18 protein-coding genes are annotated in these 18048 nt (G+C 41.7%); 14 read left to right on the forward strand and 4 right to left on the reverse strand.

Going from position 1 to position 18048, the window contains the following annotated elements:
- Nucleotides 1–26 precede the first annotated feature (26 nt).
- The 13 genes from I0Q91_RS11925 to I0Q91_RS11985 all read left to right on the forward strand — a co-directional run bounded on the left by I0Q91_RS11925 (nt 27) and on the right by I0Q91_RS11985 (nt 13954).
- Nucleotides 27–956 (forward strand): bifunctional metallophosphatase/5'-nucleotidase, encoded by a 930-nt coding sequence (locus tag I0Q91_RS11925; protein WP_270454795.1) that lies wholly within the window; start codon nt 27–29, stop codon nt 954–956.
- Nucleotides 957–1014: 58 nt separating this feature from the next.
- Nucleotides 1015–1677: a bifunctional metallophosphatase/5'-nucleotidase gene (locus I0Q91_RS11930; protein ID WP_270454796.1), complete on the forward strand. Its 663-nt coding sequence runs from the start codon at nt 1015–1017 to the stop codon at nt 1675–1677.
- A gap of 113 nt (nt 1678–1790) precedes the next feature.
- Nucleotides 1791–2465, forward strand: a complete 675-nt coding sequence (locus I0Q91_RS11935; protein WP_270454799.1) for a bifunctional metallophosphatase/5'-nucleotidase — start codon at nt 1791–1793, stop codon at nt 2463–2465.
- Nucleotides 2466–2633: 168 nt separating this feature from the next.
- The gene (gene hemA, locus I0Q91_RS11940) at nt 2634–3947 is read left to right on the forward strand and encodes a glutamyl-tRNA reductase (protein WP_270454801.1); all 1314 of its coding nucleotides are present in this window, start codon (nt 2634–2636) and stop codon (nt 3945–3947) included.
- Entirely contained in the window at nt 3947–4597 is a 651-nt protein-coding gene (locus tag I0Q91_RS11945) for a precorrin-2 dehydrogenase/sirohydrochlorin ferrochelatase family protein (protein WP_270454802.1), read from the forward strand. Before hemA ends, I0Q91_RS11945 begins: the two co-directional genes overlap by 1 nt.
- Nucleotides 4598–5536 (forward strand): hydroxymethylbilane synthase, encoded by a 939-nt coding sequence (hemC, locus tag I0Q91_RS11950; RefSeq protein ID WP_270454803.1) that lies wholly within the window; start codon nt 4598–4600, stop codon nt 5534–5536.
- A complete protein-coding gene (cobA, locus tag I0Q91_RS11955) occupies nt 5523–7043 on the forward strand; it encodes a uroporphyrinogen-III C-methyltransferase (protein WP_270454805.1) in 1521 nt (506 codons plus the stop codon). The genes hemC and cobA overlap by 14 nt, the downstream gene beginning before the upstream one ends.
- A complete protein-coding gene (locus I0Q91_RS11960; protein ID WP_270454807.1) occupies nt 7043–8239 on the forward strand; it encodes a radical SAM protein in 1197 nt (398 codons plus the stop codon). The genes cobA and I0Q91_RS11960 overlap by 1 nt, the downstream gene beginning before the upstream one ends.
- Nucleotides 8229–9218 (forward strand): porphobilinogen synthase, encoded by a 990-nt coding sequence (gene hemB, locus I0Q91_RS11965; protein WP_270454808.1) that lies wholly within the window; start codon nt 8229–8231, stop codon nt 9216–9218. The genes I0Q91_RS11960 and hemB overlap by 11 nt, the downstream gene beginning before the upstream one ends.
- A gap of 1 nt (nt 9219) precedes the next feature.
- Nucleotides 9220–10221, forward strand: coding sequence for a radical SAM/SPASM domain-containing protein (locus tag I0Q91_RS11970; RefSeq protein WP_270454809.1), 1002 nt, complete (start codon nt 9220–9222; stop codon nt 10219–10221).
- Nucleotides 10214–11242 (forward strand): siroheme decarboxylase subunit beta, encoded by a 1029-nt coding sequence (gene ahbB, locus I0Q91_RS11975; protein WP_270454810.1) that lies wholly within the window; start codon nt 10214–10216, stop codon nt 11240–11242. Before I0Q91_RS11970 ends, ahbB begins: the two co-directional genes overlap by 8 nt.
- Before the next feature lie 2 nt (nt 11243–11244).
- Nucleotides 11245–12528, forward strand: coding sequence for a glutamate-1-semialdehyde 2,1-aminomutase (gene hemL, locus I0Q91_RS11980; RefSeq protein ID WP_270454811.1), 1284 nt, complete (start codon nt 11245–11247; stop codon nt 12526–12528).
- A gap of 34 nt (nt 12529–12562) precedes the next feature.
- The gene (locus I0Q91_RS11985; RefSeq protein ID WP_270454812.1) at nt 12563–13954 is read left to right on the forward strand and encodes an MATE family efflux transporter; all 1392 of its coding nucleotides are present in this window, start codon (nt 12563–12565) and stop codon (nt 13952–13954) included.
- A 150-nt stretch (nt 13955–14104) separates the two neighbouring features.
- Here I0Q91_RS11985 and I0Q91_RS11990 read toward each other — a convergent pair whose 3' ends face one another.
- The 4 genes from I0Q91_RS11990 to I0Q91_RS12005 are packed head-to-tail and all read right to left on the reverse strand — an operon-like array spanning nt 14105 to nt 16630.
- Complete coding sequence (locus I0Q91_RS11990) at nt 14105–14812, reverse strand: cytochrome c biogenesis protein (RefSeq protein WP_270454813.1); 708 nt, start codon at nt 14810–14812, stop codon at nt 14105–14107.
- 24 nt (nt 14813–14836) lie between these two features.
- On the reverse strand, nt 14837–15517 hold the full coding sequence (locus I0Q91_RS11995) for a heme exporter protein CcmB (protein ID WP_270454814.1): 681 nt from the start codon (nt 15515–15517) through the stop codon (nt 14837–14839).
- Complete coding sequence (locus I0Q91_RS12000; RefSeq protein ID WP_270454815.1) at nt 15504–16232, reverse strand: ABC transporter ATP-binding protein; 729 nt, start codon at nt 16230–16232, stop codon at nt 15504–15506. Before I0Q91_RS12000 ends, I0Q91_RS11995 begins: the two co-directional genes overlap by 14 nt.
- On the reverse strand, nt 16229–16630 hold the full coding sequence (locus I0Q91_RS12005; RefSeq protein ID WP_270454817.1) for a cytochrome c maturation protein CcmE domain-containing protein: 402 nt from the start codon (nt 16628–16630) through the stop codon (nt 16229–16231). Before I0Q91_RS12005 ends, I0Q91_RS12000 begins: the two co-directional genes overlap by 4 nt.
- Before the next feature lie 196 nt (nt 16631–16826).
- Here I0Q91_RS12005 and I0Q91_RS12010 point away from each other — a divergent pair, with 196 nt between their 5' ends.
- Entirely contained in the window at nt 16827–17969 is a 1143-nt protein-coding gene (locus I0Q91_RS12010; protein WP_270454818.1) for a hypothetical protein, read from the forward strand.
- The last annotated feature ends 79 nt before the right edge of the window (nt 17970–18048 follow it).

The following is an 18048-nucleotide window of genomic DNA, read 5'->3' on the forward strand; positions in this document are numbered from 1 at the left end:
TATATATAAAAACAGGAGGAATAGAGATGAAGCTAACCAGAAAGTTATTGATTATTAGTTTTGTTATGGTTTTTGCTGTAATGTCAATTAGTATGGTTGGTTACGGGGCTGGCGATGATCTGATTGTGTTGCATACCAATGATATTCATGGCCGGATTGAGATTGGCGATGACTATATGGGATTTCCCTATATAGCCTCTGTAATCGAGGAGTATCGTCAGAATTATGAGCATGTGCTGGTAATGGATGCCGGCGATACGATTCATGGCAGACCGATTACTGACAGACTTTATGGTGAGAGTACTGTTGAGCTTATGAACTTTATCGGCTATGATGTGATGGTTCCTGGAAATCACGATTTTAACTTTGGTTATGAGCGGTTACTTGAGTTAGAAGAGATAATGGAATTTGATCTTGTAGCTGCCAATGTTGAAAAAGACGGGGAATTGCTATTTAATCCTTATGTGATCCGGGAGGTTGGCGATTATACTATCGGTATTTTTGGTTTAGCCACTTCTGCGACTTATAGTACTACCCATCCTGATAATATAAGGGGCATAGATTTCACTGATATGGCTGAGGCTACTGAAAGGTATGTCGATGTCTTAAGAAACGATTATGGGGTCGATATGGTGATTGGATTGGGCCATATAGGGTTGAGTGCCTCCTCTGATGTTGTAACTCAGGTTGCCGGGGTAGATCTTTTTGTTGATGGCCACAGTCATAGCCTTTTAAGAGAAGGCGAATGGCATGATGATACATTGATTGTCCAGGCCAATGAGTATACCAAGTATTTAGGTAAGGTTGAAATTGGGCTTGGTGCTGATAGGCCAGAGATGACTGCATCAGTTATGGCTTTTGAAGATGTTACAGCTGAATTTAATCCAAATGAAGAAGTTATAACAATGCTTGATGATTTTAGAGCTGAAGTTCGGAGAATAATGCTCGGTAATTAAATGTTTTGATTATGCTGGTTTCAATGGAACTAAAAATATAAATTTGGAGGGATTGTTAATGCGTAAAAGAAATTTAGGAATTATTGTAGTTGCTTTGGTTTTAGCTTTTGTCTTTACAGTTGGTCAGGCTCAGGCTCTTGATACTGAGATTGGTGAGACTGAAATATTGCTGGTAGGGGCAAGAGAACATGTTAGAACCAACGAGACTAATCTTGCGAACATGATTACTGATATGATGAGAGACCTAACCGGTGCAGATATAGCTATTACTAATGGTGGCGGTATCCGTGATTCAGTTGATGTTGGTCCGATTACTTTAGAAGATGCCCTTGATATTCATCCATTTGAAAATGTTATTGTTACCCAGGAGTTAACTGGCGAGCAGCTCTGGGCAGCTCTTGAAAATGGCGTAAGTCAGTTCCCTGAGCATGATGGCCGCTTCTTGCAGGTTAGTGGAATTAGATTTGCCTTTGATCCAGCAGAACCATCTGGCGAAAGAGTTCAGTGGGTCCATTTTGACGGTGAAGATCTAGATATGGATGCTACCTATGTTGTAGCTACCAATGATTTCATGGCTTCAGGTGGCGATGAGTTTGATATGCTAGAAGAAGCTGGAGTTTTAGAAGAATTTGTTGCTCTTGATGAAGCATTGATAGATCACTTCCAGGAAAATAGTCCTGTACAGCCTAGAGTTACAGGTAGAATAACTATTCTTGAATAAATTATCAATTACCTGTAAGTTATTAGCTGTCATTATTATGTAGATTATAAGCTGACAGCTGTTAGCTATAATAAATAAGAATCTTTAAAAACTATATTAGGAGGGGTTTATTGATGAAGTTAAATCGTAAGTATTTATCAATCTCAGTAATTGCTATTTTTGTCTTTGCTTCAATCTTTATGGCTGCTAATGTTGAGGCTCTCGATACTGTTATCGGGCAGACCGATATTAGCCTGAATGGAGAAAGACAGCATGTGAGAACCCAGGAAACCAATCTTGGAAATTTAGTTACTGATATTATTCGCTGGAATACTGGTGCTGACATAGCTGTATATAACGGTGGAGGTATCCGTGATTCAGCTGATTTAGGCGACATTACCCTTGAAGATGCTATTGAAATTTTAGCCTTTGATAATGAGGTTGTCTCACTTGAGATGACAGGTCTCAATATTAAAAGGATGCTGGAGCATGCTGTAAGTGATTACCCTGAAGTATCTGGTAAATTCTTGCAGGTCAGTGGTTTGAGATTCTATTTTGATGCTGATGCTGAGCCTGGTAATAGGGTAAAGGATATTTATGTCGGTGGCCAGCGTTTAAGATTTAGAGAAACTTATGAAGTTGCCACTAATGATTTCCTAGCTGCCGGTGGCGATGAGTATTATATGATGGAAGAATCAAGACAGCTGATGACCTTCGGTACCAGAGATCAGGCTATGTTTATTGAGTACATTCAGGATAACAGCCCGCTCTTCCCGGTTGTAGAGGGTAGAATAGTTGTTATGGACTAGAGATTCATTTTAAGATAATTTATTAAATTAACCGGTCCTGCCATTAATTGGTGGGGTCGGTTTTTATATGTTATGATATTTATATGATATGATAATAGGGCAGGAATATGATCTATTATCTAGAATAAGTATTAATAGCATGTTACTTTATTAACAGGAGGGCTTTTTATGGGGGAGCGTTTAATCCTATTAGGGTTAAATCATAAAACTGCTTCAGTTGCGACCAGGGAGAAGGTTGCCTTTTCTGAGGCTGAAAAGATTGAATTTATAGGTAACTTAACAGATTGTCATTTCTGCAATGGGGCAGTTATCCTTGCTACCTGTAACAGGACTGAAATCTATATGAGTACTGAGGATATCTCTGATGGCAGGAAGTTATTGATTAATAATCTTGAGGGTTATTTGAATGAAGATATCAGGGATTGTACATATTTTTTAACGGATGATGAAATTGCAAATCACTTATTTGAGGTTGCCACTGGCCTGGATTCCATGATTCAGGGGGAACCACAGATTTTAGGACAGGTTCGGGAGGCCTATGAGTTTTCTGCTGGCCGGGGCTTCTGTTCTACATATTTGCATGAGTTATTTAACCGGGCTATTAGAACTGGAAAAAGGGCCAGGTCTGAAACAGGTATCAGTGAAAAGGCTGCCTCGGTGGCCTATGCTGCTGTTGAATTATTAAAGGGCGAGGTTAGTGATATCAGGGATTCTAAGGTGCTGGTAATTGGAGCCGGTGAGATGGGGCAGATAGTTTTGAAGAATCTGCTCAAACTGGAGCTTAAGGAGCTGGCGATAACTAATCGGACCAGGGCCAGAATTCAGGATTTTATACAGGGGGAAGCTGTGAAAGATGATTTTGCAAACTGCAGTGCTTTAAAAGTTGTTGACTGGGATGATAAGATAAAGAAGATAAATGAATATGATATTGTGGTAAGTTCAACAAATGCGCCCCATCCTGTTTTATATGGAGATAGGGTTATTCCTGAATTGGAAATGGGGAAGAGACAGCTGCCGTTATATATGATTGATCTGGCGATGCCCAGGGATATTGAGGCTGCTATTGGGGAAATTGAGAATGTTGAGCTTTATATGCTTGATGATCTCCAGGAGATAGTTGCTGAAAATATGAAATTTAGAGAGAATGAATGTGAGGCTGTCTATGGGATAATTGCTGAAGAGAAGCTGGACTGGCAGGATTGGTGCCAGACCAGAAAGGCTGTGCCGTTGATAAAGAAGTTGAGTAATAAGGCCCGGGAGATAAGTAGAGAAGAAGAGAACCGGGCTATTAATAATCTTGAGGGTTGTAATGACCAGGAGACTATTAAGGAGATGGGCTATAGAATTATCAATCGGCTTTTGCATCACCCCAGGATCAGGTTAAAGGAAATGCTGCAGGAAGCTGATTCTGCCGAGGAAGAAGAACGAATACTGGAGATAGCTTTTAATTTGTTCGGTCTGGAAAATGAGGGTGGTAATTAATGGCCGGGTTACCTGTTTTTTTGAAGCTGGAAGATAAGAAAGTGGCTGTTATCGGTGGGGGCAGTGTGGCCAGCAGAAAGGTTAGTTCTTTAGTTGAGGCTGGCGCTGAGATTGTGGTTATTAGCCCTGAAATAAATGCCAGGCTGGAGGGTATGGTAGAAGCCGGGCTGCTGGAATGGCGGCAAAAGAGCTATGAATATGGCGACCTGAAAGGGTTCTGGCTGGTTATTGCTGCGACTTCTGATAGCAGCGTTAATCATCAGGTTTATCAAGAGGCAAAAGAGATGATGCAATTGTATAATATTGCTGATAGGCCTGATCTTTCAACTTTTTATACAGCTGCCAGAGTTAAAAAAGGGGATTTGCAGATAGCTATTAGTACTGGCGGGAAAGCCCCGGCTCTTTCGGCTGAGATAAGGAGAGAGCTGGCAGATAAATTTGGGGATTGTTTTGGTGAATATCTTGAATTTGCCGGTGAAGTTAGAGAATGGTTACTTGAAAATGAGGATCTGGAAGAAAGACGGAGAATTCTTAGGGCGATTGCCAGCCGAGAGATTTTTGACAATTTGTTGGCTGGTGATTTAGATAGAGTTTTTAGAGAGATGGAAAAAGCTATTCCAGAAAGATTTTTTAATGAAAGGGCGTTATAAATGGAAACTTTTGAAACTATTGTGATTGGCAGCAGGGCAAGTGAGTTAGCACTGGCTCAGGCTGCTGCTGTGGAGAAAATGATCAAAGAGTATTATTCTGATACTGGTGTGGAGATAAAGGAAATAATTACAAAGGGTGATCAGATTATCGATAAACCTTTCCATGAGATTGATGGGAAAGGACTTTTTTTAAAGGAATTAGAGAAAGAACTGCTTGCTGGCGAGATTGATCTGGCTGTTCATAGCTTAAAGGATGTGCCAACAGAACTGCCTGCCGGGCTTGAACTTTTAGGGCCGACTTTAAGGGCTGATGCCAGGGATGTTTTTATTTCTCTGGAGTATAATTCAGTCTCGGAGTTGCCTGAGGGGGCAGTTGTTGGTACCAGCAGCTTAAGGCGGACCAGTCAGCTTTTAGGTTTTCGGCCTGACCTGGTTGTTAAACCGATTAGAGGCAATGTAAATACCAGGCTGGAAAAGCTTGCTGAGGAAGATTATGACGGGATAGTTCTGGCGGCAGCCGGGCTTGAGCGGCTGGGAATGACTGATAGAATTTCTGATTATTTTTCACCGAGAAGCTTTCTGCCGGCGGCAGGTCAGGGAGCGCTGGCGATTGAGATTGCCTCTGATAATGAGGGGATCAGGGAGTTTTTAAGCAGGTTGATTAACAAAGATCTTGAGAATGAGCTGACTGCTGAGAGAACTCTGCTGAAAGTTTTAGGTGGCGGCTGTCAGGTTCCTGTTGGAGCCTATGCCAGGGTGATTAATGAAGAGTTAACTCTTTACGGATTGGTTGGTTCCCTTGATGGTCAAAAGATAGTCAGGGATGAGATTACTGGCAGGCCTGAATTTGCCAGTCAGCTGGCCAGGGATTTAGCCGGTAAATTAAAAGAAGCTGGTGCATCTGAAATACTTGAGGAGGTTCGGAATGATGATGGGTAAGGTCTATTTAGTTGGTTCTGGTGCCGGGGATCCTGGACTTTTAACCTGCCGGGGTCGAGAGTTGCTAGAACGTGCAGATGAGGTTTATTATGACCGTTTAATGGAGCCTTCTCTGTTAAATTATGTTAAGGCTGGCTGCAAGTTGGTTTATGTTGGCAAAAAGCCTGGTGCCCACAGTATGGGCCAGGATGAGATAAATCGGAGGCTGGCTGAAGCTGCTGGCAGGTCGGAAGTTGTTGTTAGATTAAAGGGCGGAGACCCTTTGATTTTTGGCCGAGGCGGTGAGGAGGCTGATTATTTAAAGGCTAAAGGTGTTAAGTTTGAGATTGTGCCAGGGATAAGCTCAGCCATGGCAGCTCCTGCCTATGCTGGCATCCCGCTGACTCATAGAGGAATTGCCTCATCCTTTACTGTTCTGACCGGGCATCATGACCCGGAACAGGAGGATAATGAACATAACTGGCAGGCTTTAGCCCGGGGTTCAGATACGATTGTTGTTTTAATGGGGGTCGGTAATTTTCCTGGGATTCAGAAACAGCTGCTGGAGAATGGCCGGGATCCTGAGACCCCTGTTGCTTTTATAGAGCGGGGAACCTGGCCGGAACAGAATGTGCTGGTTAGCAGGTTAGGTGTGGCTGCTGAGGAAGCTGATCAGGCCAGGATAAAACCGCCGGCTATCATTGTGATTGGTGAGGTTGTTGGTTTGCGGGCTAGATTAAGCTGGGATAAAGATCTGCCTTTAGAGGGTTATCGGATTTTGAATACTCGGCCGGCTCATCAGGCCAGAGTTTTGACTGAACTGCTGGAGAGTGAAGGGGCTGTTGTTAGAGAGGCTCCAGCTATTTCGATTGAGCCGCCAGCAGATTATACTGAACTTGACAGGGCCCTGGATAGGCTGGAAGAATATAGCTGGGTGATCTTTACCAGTACCAATGGAGTTGATAATTTCTTTAATAGAATGAGAGTTAAGGGCCATGATATCAGGGAGCTGGCCGGGGTTAAACTGGCTGCTATTGGCAGCAAGACTGGAGCTGCCCTGGAGGATTTAGGTTTAAAACTTAATTTTGTGCCAGATGAATATGTTGCTGAGGGACTTGTGGCCGGGTTTGATCAGGCCGATGCTGGCGAAAAGGTGCTCCTGCCAAGAACTCCTCTGGCCCGGGAGACTCTAGCTGTCGGTCTTGAAGAAAAGGGCTATCAGGTTGATGAGTTAACAGCTTATCTGACTGAGGAGGCTGAGATGCCTGAGGATGTTCAGGGATTGATAGATGATGGGATGATTGATATTGTGACATTAACAAGTTCGTCGACTGTGAGATCACTGGTGAAATCTGCTGGTGGGGCTGAATATCTTGAGGGAATAATCGGGGCTGCGATTGGACCGATAACTGCTGAGACTGCCAGGGAGGCTGGTCTTGATGTACCTATTGTTGCTAAAGAATATACGATTGAGGGCTTGCGAGATGCTATTTTAGATTATGTTAGAAATATTGAAGGAGGAAGTTGATGATTTCTTTAAGTAAATTGCTGGCTGATGTTGATAGTTATGGGGATTCTTTGAGATATAGCCGTCATAGCAAAAAGGCCAGCAGCGGAACCAGAACTGATCGGGGACCGGTGATGGTCTGGAATTCAACAAAGGCCTGTAACTTAACCTGCCGCCACTGTTATGCCTCGGCTTGTGCAGAGCCTGCAGCTGATGAGCTCACGACTGAAGAGGGTTTTGAGTTGATTGATCAGCTTGAGGAATTAAATGTGCCGGTATTGCTTTTATCTGGTGGCGAGCCGTTGATGCGGCCAGATGTATTTGATTTGATTGGTTATGCCCGGGAGAAGGGTATCAGGGTGACTTTATCGACTAATGGAACTTTGATTGATCAGGAAGTTGCCAGGAAGATCAAGGATTTAGGGGTCAGTTATGTCGGGATTAGCCTGGATGGTTTAGAGGAGACCAACGATAGGTTTAGAGGCCAGGAAGGGGCCTTTAAATCTGCCCTGACAGGCATTAGAAACTGCCTGGAAATTGATCAGAAGGTTGGGTTAAGGTTTACTATTACCAGGGCTAATTATCAGGATATACCAGGGATATTTGAGTTATTGGAGCAGGAGAATATTCCCAGGGTCTGTTTTTATCATCTGGTGGCCAGTGGCAGAGGGGAGCGGTTAGGTTCTACGCCGATACCCCTGGAAGAAAAAAGGGCGATCATTGATGATCTGATAGAGAGAACTGATGAGTTTTTAAGTAAAGGTGGCGATCAGGAGATCTTAACTGTGGCCAACCATACTGATGCTATTTACTTATATTATAAGTTTTTATACGAGGATGATCCCCGGGCTGAGCAGGTTTTAAAATATATTGGTTTGAATCAGGGTAACCGATCTGGCCAGGCAATTGGCTGTGTCGACTGGCTGGGCAATGTCCATCCTGATCAGTTTTCCTTTGGACATACTTTAGGCAATATCAGAGAGGATAGGCTTGTTGATATCTGGAGAGATAAGCCTGCAGAGTTGCTTGTTAAGTTAAGAGATAGAGGAGAATATATTACTGGCCGCTGCAGTGAATGCAGCTGGTTTGAGAACTGTAGCGGTAATTTTAGGGCCAGGGCTGAGGCTGTGCTTGATGATTACTGGGCTTCTGATCCAGGCTGTTATTTGACTGATGAAGAGATTTACTCTAGAGGTGATGATATTAATGCAGATTAGGCCAAGAAGATTGCGGCAAGATAGTGGTTTAAGGTCTCTGGTCAGAGAGACCAGAGTTATGCCTGAGGATTTGATTTACCCATTATTTATTAAAGCAGGTGAAGGGATTAGAGATGAGATCGGTTCATTACCTGGTTGTTATCATCTTTCACCTGATGAGATGTTATTACAGGAGGCTGAAAAAATTGTTGAGGCCGGGCTGAAAGGTGTAATACTTTTTGGGCTGCCAGCTGATAAGGATGAAGTTGGCAGCAGGGCTAAGGCTGATGATGGCCCGGTTCAGAAGGCCTGTCGGTTATTGAAAAGGGAGTATCCAGAGCTTTATCTGATTACTGATGTCTGTCTCTGTGCCTATACTTCCCATGGCCATTGCGGTCTTGTTGATAATGGAGAGATTTTAAATGATAAGACTCTGCCTCATCTGGCTGAGATGGCTGTATCCCATGCAGAGAGTGGGGCTGATATGGTGGCTCCATCTGATATGATGGATGGCAGGGTTGCTGCTATCAGGGAAGAGTTAGATAAGAATGGCTATAAAGATATTCCGATTATGTCCTATGCTGCTAAATATAATTCGGCATTTTACGGGCCTTTTAGAGAGGCCCAGGGCTCGAGCCCGACAGATGGCGATCGTTCAAGCCATCAGATGGATTATGCCAATAGTCGGGAGGCTATGCGAGAGGTATTGCTTGATGAGGATGAAGGTGCTGATATCTTAATGGTTAAGCCAGCTCTGGCTTATCTTGATATTATAAAAGATGTTAGAGAAAAGACTGATCTGCCTGTGGCTGCTTATAATGTCAGTGGAGAATATTCGCTGGTTCATGCCGGGAGTGAAGCTGGCCTGGTGAATCGCTGGGAGCTGCAAAATGAGATTTTAACTGCTATTAAACGGGCTGGCGCTGATTTGATTATTACTTATGCGGCTTTAGAATTTGCCAATAGGTTTTCTGAAGAATACAGGAAGAGGGATAATTAAAATGAAGATGGTTTCCTGGAATATTACTAAACGCTGTAATTTATACTGTCAGCATTGTTACCGTGAATCTGGACCTGAAATAGATACGTCTGAGGAGTTGACGACTGAAGAGGGCTTTCAGTTGATTGATGATCTGGCTGAGCAGGGCTTTAGATTGTTGATTTTAAGTGGCGGTGAGCCGCTTTTGCGGGCTGACCTGGATAGTCTGATTGAATACGCCACTGAAAAGGGTTTGTATCCTGTTTTAGGGACAAATGCTCTTGATTTAACTGCTGATAGGGTTGAAGCTTTAAAAGCTGCTGGTTTGAAAGGTATGGGGATAAGCCTTGATAGTGCTTCCCCTGAGATTCATGATGAATTTAGAGGCCAGGAAGGTGCCTGGGAGAATACTGTGGAGAGCATTAAACTGGTCAGGGAATACGGAATCCCGGTGCAGATAAATACGACTATTTCTGAACAGAACTTTTTTGAACTGGAAGGAATTATTGAACTTGCTGAAGAATTAGGTGTTAGAGCTGTGCATCCTTTCTTTTTAGTTCCAACTGGCCGGGGCAAAGAGATTGAAGAGGATTCCTTAAGGGGCAAGAAATATCAGGAGATGATAGAATCTATTCTGGATAAGGCGGAGGAAGTTGAGATTGAATTAAAGCCGACCTGTGCGCCCCAGTTTCTGCCTCTGGCTAAAGAGAGAGGCTTTGAGATGCGTTTTAGCCGGGGCTGTCTGGCTGGTGTCTCTTATTGCTGTATTCTGCCGGAAGGTGAAGTTCATATCTGTCCATATCTCCCGGTGGCAGCAGGTAATTTGAAAGAGCAGAGTTTTTCTGAGATCTGGCAGAATAGCGAAGTTTTTGAGGATTTAAGGGATTATGATAAATATGAAGGCAAATGTGATAGCTGCAAATATCTTGGAATCTGTGGAGGTTGCAGGGCCAGAGCCTTTTATTACTCTGATGGCAATTATTTAGCTGGGGATCCCTGGTGTGGTGTTAAGACCAATGAGTAATTTAGATACTGAAACCAGGAGGTTATTAACAGAGGCCCAGGAAGGAATTGAGATTGCTGGCAGGCCTTTTAGGAGTCTGGCTGAACGTGCTGGTATAGAGGAATCTGAGGCTATAGATATACTTAATGATTTAAAAGGTGATATTATCAGGCGCTTTGGTGGGGTATTTAGATCTGGCCAACTTGGTTTTAAGAGTACTCTGCTGGCAGCTTCTGTGGCTGAGGCTCGGATTAGGGCTGTTGCCAGGGAGATTAATAAATTGCCTGGAGTTACTCATAATTACAGGCGTTCCCATGATTATAATTTATGGTTTACGCTGACTGTTGGACCTGAAGATAGCCTGGATCAGAAGATTAGCAAGCTGGAAGAAGATTTGGATATTGAAATTTTGCAACTTCCTGCGATTAAGAGATATAAACTCGGGGTTAAACTTGATCTCCAGGATAAAGGCAAAATGGAAACTAAAGCCAGGGATGCTGGAGATAAAGGTTCCGGTCAGGCTGATGAGGTTAGAGAAGCCAGGCAGGATATTTATCGACCAGATCAACTGGATAGGAATATAATTGCTCTGCTGCAGGAGGATATCGAGCTGGTGGCCAGGCCTTTTAAGGTGATAGCCGATAGCTGTGGCTGTGGCGAGGATGAAGTTCTTGCCAGGCTCAAGCAGATGAAGGAGGCCGGTGCATTAAAACGGATTGCTCCTTTATTATATCATCGCCGGAGTGGCTATCAGGCGAACGGGATGGTTGTCTGGAAGATGGCTGGATCTGAGATAGATGAGGCTGGTTATCAGCTGGCTGCCTTTGATCAGGTGAGTCATTGTTATCATCGGCCGGCATATCCACCAGATTGGCCTTTTAATCTGTATGCCATGACCCATGCAAAAACCCAGGCTGGATTGGAAGCTACTGCTGAAGAGATGGCTGAGGAGATTGGAAATAAAAATTATCAGATTATTTATAGTTTAGAGGAATTCAAGAAGTCGAGCATGAAATATTATAGCTTTAATGGGAGGGGCTAAAGATGTACGAGAAATCTTATGAGGAATATAAGCGGGCCTGTGATCTGTTGCCTGGCGGTGTAAATAGTCCAGCCAGGGCATTTTCATCTGTTAAGGAGAACCCGCTTTTTATTGAAAAAGCACAGGGTAGCAGGATTTTTGATATTGACGGCAATGAATATATTGATTTTATTGGTTCCTGGGGGCCGATGTTATTTGGCCATAATAAAAAGGAAATTGTTGAGGCTGTAAGGGGCCAGCTTGAAAAGGGAACAAGTTATGGAGCCCCAACTGTTGTTGAGACTGAGATGGCTGAAGAGATTGTTAAGTTGATTCCCTCTATTGATCGGGTGAGAATGGTTAATTCAGGTACTGAGGCAACTATGAGTGCGATCAGACTGGCCAGAGGATATACTGGCCGGGATAAAATTATAAAGTTTAATGGCTGTTATCATGGCCATGGCGATAGTTTCTTGATAAAAGCTGGTTCAGGTCAGGCTACTTTAGGTCTGCCAGATAGCCCAGGTGTTCCTGCTGAGCTTGCCCGTCTAACTATTAGCCTGCCCTATAATGATAAGGAGGCTATTAAAGAGGTTTTTGCTGAAGAGGGTGATGAGATAGCAGCTGTTATTCTGGAGCCTGTTGCTGCCAATATGGGGGTAGTTCCTCCAGCAGAAGGCTATCTTGATTTTTTGCGAGAGATTACTGAAGAACATGGCAGTTTATTGATCTTTGATGAGGTTATTACTGGTTTTAGAATGGCCCCAGGTGGAGCTCAGGAATATTATGGTGTTGAGGCTGATCTGACCTGTCTGGGCAAGATTATCGGTGGCGGTCTGCCTGTTGGTGCTTACGGCGGTAAGAAAGAGATTATGGATGAGGTTGCTCCATCAGGGCCGGTATATCAGGCCGGTACTTTATCTGGTAATCCGCTGGCGATGGCAGCAGGGCTAGAGATGATGAAATTGATTCAGGAGCCTGGTGTTTATGAGGAGCTAAAAGAGAAGGCAGATTATTTAGCTGCCGGGCTCGGAGAAATTGCTGAAAAGTCCAGCCTTAAGCTGTCTGTGAATCAGGCCGGCACTTTAGTTAGTCTTTATTTTACTGATGAAGAAGTTGTTGATTATGAAACTGCAACCAGTTCAGATACTGATTTATATGCGGAATATTTTCAGGAGATGCTTAAGGAAGGTATATATCTGGCGCCTTCACAATATGAGGCCATCTTTTTATCTATGGCCCATGATAAAACTGAACTGGATAAGTTTTTAGATGCTGCAAGAGTTGCAATCAGCCGGATTGAATAGTTTTTGCTAAAATTTAGCTAAAAAGGATGGTATTATGGTTAACCTGGGACAGTATTATAGTATCTGGAATGAGGCAATAGTTCTTGCCTGGCCGGTAGTTCTCAATCATATTTTCACAACAGCTATGAGGACGACTGATATGCTTTTAATGGGATTTTTTGGGCCGGCGGCTGTTACTGCTGTTGGCCTGGGTGATGTCTGGGAACGGCTTGTTTTAAGATTTGGGCTTGGCCTGGGTACCGGGAGTATTGCCCTGATTTCCCAGGAGACCGGGGTTGAAGAGGTTAGAAGTGAAGCCGGGAGTTCCGATGAAGTCTTGTCTCAGGTTTTATTAACTGGTGTTGTAATTAGTCTGCCTTTTTTGCTGGTTGGTCTGCTTTTTTCAGATTTTCTAATAGCTATTTTAGGTGCGGCTCCAGAGGTTATTCAACTTGGAGCTGAGTATTTAATGATCATTCTGGCTGCTGCTCCTTTTAGAATGATAACTCTTATTTCTGACAGGTCATTACAGGGGACAGGCGATACCAGAACACCGATGGTTGTTAATGTGATAAGTAATGTTGTAAATATTGTGCTTTCAGTTGGCCTGGCTTTAGGAGTTGGGCCATTTCCTGAAATTGGAGTGGTTGGTGTTGGCTGGGGTACCTTTGTTGCCAAACTGGTGGCTGCTCTAATGTATCTTGTGATATTTACTTTTTCTTTTAGTCATTTAAGCCTGGGTCTGCCTGATGATGGCTGGGATTTAATAATCGTTAAACAGTTATTTAAGATTAGTCTGCCTAGAATACTCCAGGGCGGGTATCAGAGTCTGATTACATTTCCCTTTAATGCTTTAGTTTTACTCTTTGGAACTGAAGCTGCAGCGGCCTATCATATTGCCAGAAGGGTTCACCAGCAATTGGTGGCTCCCCTGCATAGAGCTTATGGCACTGTAACGACTATTATGACTGGCAAGGCTTTAGGGATGGATAAGCCTTTTGAAAGCAAAAAGATAACTGATGCTATGTTATGGCTGACAGCAATTACAATTACTGCCGGTGGAGTGGTTTTATTTGTGGGGGCACCGGTTCTAACAGGATTTTTCACTGATGATCCTGTAACTTTAAATCATAGTATCAACTTTTTGAGAGCTTTAGGGATTGGGGCGCCTATTTTAACCCTTTATGGAGTGCTTTCTGGCTTACTGTCATCTGCTGGAGATACAAGGACGCCATTTTACGGGCTGGTAATCAGCCAGACATCTTTTAAGTTAGGTTTAAGTTATTTGCTGGCAGTTCCAGCCGGGATTGGTTTGCCAGGAATATTTATAGGCATGGTCCTTGATTTTATAGCAAGAGCCGGCTGGGTTGCCAGAAGATATTTATCTGGTGACTGGGCAGATGAGGCAAGGGTTATGATTGATGAGCGACATAAAAGTCAGAATTAATTTTTCTGTTCCAGTTCTTCCAGTTTCTCTTCAAGTATCTCTATTTTTTCAGTTAGTTCATGGTTGGTTTTACGGACTTTATAGATATAAAAGAATATTAATATCCAAAAAATCAAATATGCTGTAGATAAATAGTTCATATTAATGGCTTTAGGGAGCCATGCCCTCCTTTCTTCTTAAAGTATTCTGGATCTTTTCAACTCTTTCTTTATTTTTAAGTTGCTTGATTTTAAGAGAAATCAGTTGCAGGTATAGAATTGTGATAGCAAGGACTGAAAAGATTAAAACCTGGATCATCCTTGGGCTTAAGCCTGTTCCGCCGACTTCTATTACTACTGGATGGATTGTTCTCCACCAGCGGATAGAGAAAAAGACCAGGGGAACATTGACAAAGGCTATGATTCCGAAAACTGCGGCCAGGCGCTGCTGTTTTTCGTTTTCTTCATCCTGGAGAGCCAGTCGGAGAAATAGGTAACCTAGATACATAAGCCAGAGTATTAAGGATGTGGTTAGCCTGGGATCCCAGGTCCACCAGGTATTCCAGGCAGAACGGCCCCAGAGCATACCTGTACCTAAAACTATTGTTGTAAATATAACGCCTATTTCTGCTGAAGCCAGGGCAATTCGGTTGTATCCAGTCTCTTTTTTCCGAAGATAAAGGATACTTGCAATAAAAACTATAAAGAATGCAAAGAAACCTACCCAGGCTGAACCGACATGATAATAGAAAATCCTCTGGACATCGCCCATCACCCTTTCTTTAGGGGCGTAATGGAAGATGGCAAGAATTGATAAAGGGATTATTATTCCTAATAGGTAGAATAGATATTTTTCAATTTTATTTAGAAAATCTCGCATAATATTGGCCTCCAACAATTTATATTATTCGGTCATTAAATATGGCGCTAAAAGATAGCTGATTAATGTTGAGATAATATTGTAAATGAGCATAAATAATAACCAGAAGTAGAGCTGGTTGTAATCTAACTGGCTAAAATATAATACCCGGGTTGTTTCGATAGCAGCAAGGATAAGGGGAATCAGGACCGGTAATAATAATACCGGTAATAGAATATCGCTGATTCTGGTAGATGTTGCCAGGGCTGCTAATAAGGAACCTGTTGATGCCAGGCCATAATTGACCAGTAAAACAATAGGTAGTAGCCAGAATGGGCCTGAGATCGGGATTGCATCAAAAAGAATAAAAAGTACAGGACTTATTATTACTGATAATAATAAAAAAAGCAGATAATTAGCAAAGATTCTGGCCAGTAGAAGCATCTCTCTGGAAATTGGGGCCATCAGGATGGCTGTCTGGCAGGAATTTTCTGTATCCCGGATAAATGATCTATTTAAAACAAGCATCACTGCAAAGATCTGGGTAAACCAGTAGATTCCAGGGAAAAAGTTTTGAAGCTGGTTCTGTCCCGGGAGAAAGGCCATGCTAAATATTGTTCCTGCAAGCAGGGCAAAAAGCAGGATTGCACCAGAAAGCTGTCCGGTATTTTTTTCTAACTGGATATCTTTTTTTATTAGTAAGATTGCTGTCTTAAGCATCTCCATTTAATATGTCACCTGCAAGTATTTTATCATAATTTTTAATAAATGTATCAAGCTCATCTTGATTTTGCTTTTTTGAGCGCTTGATTATTTTTCCAGCCTGTAGAATCATCCAGTTATCAGCAAGCTTAAAGCCCTGTCTGATATTATGGCTGGTAAATAAGACAGGAATATTTCTGTTCTGGTTGATTAATTTTATGAGAAAATTGGCTGATTTAGTATCCAGGCCGGTAAAGGGTTCATCCAGTAGAAGTAAATCTGGTGAATTTAAAAATGTCCTGCAAATAGTTAGTTTCTGCTGCATGCCTCTAGAATATTTACGGACTGGTTCATTTAACCAGAGTTCCAGTCCAGCTGCTTTTATTAAATTTTTTATTTTATTGTTTAAGTTATTTGTTTTATAAAGCTGGCCGAAGAATTCCAGGTTTTCCCTGGCAGTTAGATCTTTATAGAGAAATAATTCGTGACCTATGTAACCTATATTAAAATCTTTAAGATCAGGATGGTTTAACCAGCTAATTTTGCCTGAATCAGGTTTCCAGATACCGGCAAGAAGCTTGAGTAAAGTTGATTTACCTGCTCCATTAGGACCAAAGAGAGCTGTTATCTGGCCTGGTGATAATTTAAAACTGATATCATTTATTATATTATAGCCATCTCTAGAAAATTTAAGATTACTGGCCTGGTAATTCTTTATTCTATTTTTTTCGGCAATCAATTTACCTGCTCCTCGTACTGTGAAGGGCACTGGAATAGAATCTGTTCAGCTTTGAGACTATTATCCTGATAATAACCCTCTACCAGGATTAAGTCATTGTTTTTAAGATTATCTGGTTCTTCATCATTGAACTTTATATCGAGCAGGTCATCTGTTTCCGGATCTCTTATGGTAAATTCCAGGTTTTCTGTTTCAGAGTTCCAGGTTATTGTTTCAGGCAGAAGTACTCCAGAAATCCTTAAATATCTATCTGAATCAGGAGTCTCTTCTAAAAGCTCAGAGACCTTCATATAATAAGCTGAAGATTGGGAGTAATTATTTATTATTAAAAAAGATAATATAGAAACTATTACGATGGTAAAAATTATTACTTTAGTTTTATAAGACAGGGTTTTCATGGTTAGAAAGTCCTCCTTTTATGGCTAAAATATTAGAGAAAAATTTAATAAGCTCTATATGACTTATTCTATTTTATATTAGGAATTCCTGCTTAAATAAAATTCTCTTTTTTCTTTTAAAAAGGCTGGTATTTTGTTGCTTAATTTGCTATAATTTAAGTAATGACTATGCATAAACCAAAAGGGGGTGGAGACCATGCGTCAAACCAGGTTAATTTTTGTTATGATTTTTGGACTTATAATGATAAATATATTTATGCCTGGAGTAGTAGAGGCAGATAGCTTGAGTAATCCAGATACCTGGTTGCAGAGATTTAACGGTAATGATGTCAGGCAGGTCTTTGCTCTTGATAGTACAGGTCTTGAACTTCCTGATGATAACTTCAAGCAGTTTTCTGATGAAGGGCAGGAAAAACTTTTTGCACTAGCATCTCAATTTGGTGAAGAACAGTATGAGGAAGATGAATTATTCTCAATGGTTCAAAATTCTGAGGGAATCAGGGATTTAAGAGAGGTTCTGCAATTAAATAATACTGATAATAATAGAATTGATCTTCCCTTTGGCAGGGAGGCATATATTTCAGCTGATCAGAGATCCGGGGAAACTGAGAGGGGCGAAGAAAGTTTAACAAGTTTTAACCTTTCATATGATATGAACCCTAACATGACAATTAGAGCTGGAATAGGCCAGAGATCTAGCTCATCCTGGGAAGATAGTGAACTTGAAATTGATGAAGATGATTTAATAGATGAATCTGTTGAAAATTCCAGCGATACTGTTACAGCGGCAAATATAGATAATTTTGATGATAGCCAGAATGTTGAATCTGATGTTGAGGCTGTTCAAGCTGCTGAAGAAATCCAGTCTCAGTTTATAGAGCAGTTAAGTGAAATGGCTCAACTTGGAATATCATATCAGCCGGCAAGTAATGTTTTTGTTTCAGCTGATTATATTTCAGATAATATCTTTAATCCTTCTGGAGGAAGCTCTACTGTTTTTGGGCTTGAATATCAGGATAATTTGGGTAATATCAGGGCCAGTTATCAGATTGACAATTATGAAGAAATGAGACAGACTATTACAGGTCTTGAACTTGACTTGCTTGATTTAGCCACTTTAAGTACTTCTTATAAATTATTTGATATTAATAATCTTCAGGATACTTTAGAGAGCCAGGGCGGCTGGGAACTTGATATTGGCCTGGATTTAAATGTTACTGATAGCAGTAGATTATCCATTGGTTATCAGATGCTGGATAGTTTGAATTCAGCTGGAGAAATGCCAGAATTTGATCAGGTAGAATCAAATGTTCAGGCAAGTTTTGAAATTCGTTTTTAATAAACTTTTTGAAAATATGTCAGTTATATAAAATTTTTGACCGGTCGGTACCGATAACCCGTCCGGTCTTTTTTTTGAA

Origin of the sequence: Halonatronomonas betaini (genome assembly GCF_015666175.1) — a bacterium.
Taxonomy (GTDB): domain Bacteria; phylum Bacillota; class Halanaerobiia; order Halanaerobiales; family Halarsenatibacteraceae; genus Halonatronomonas; species Halonatronomonas betaini.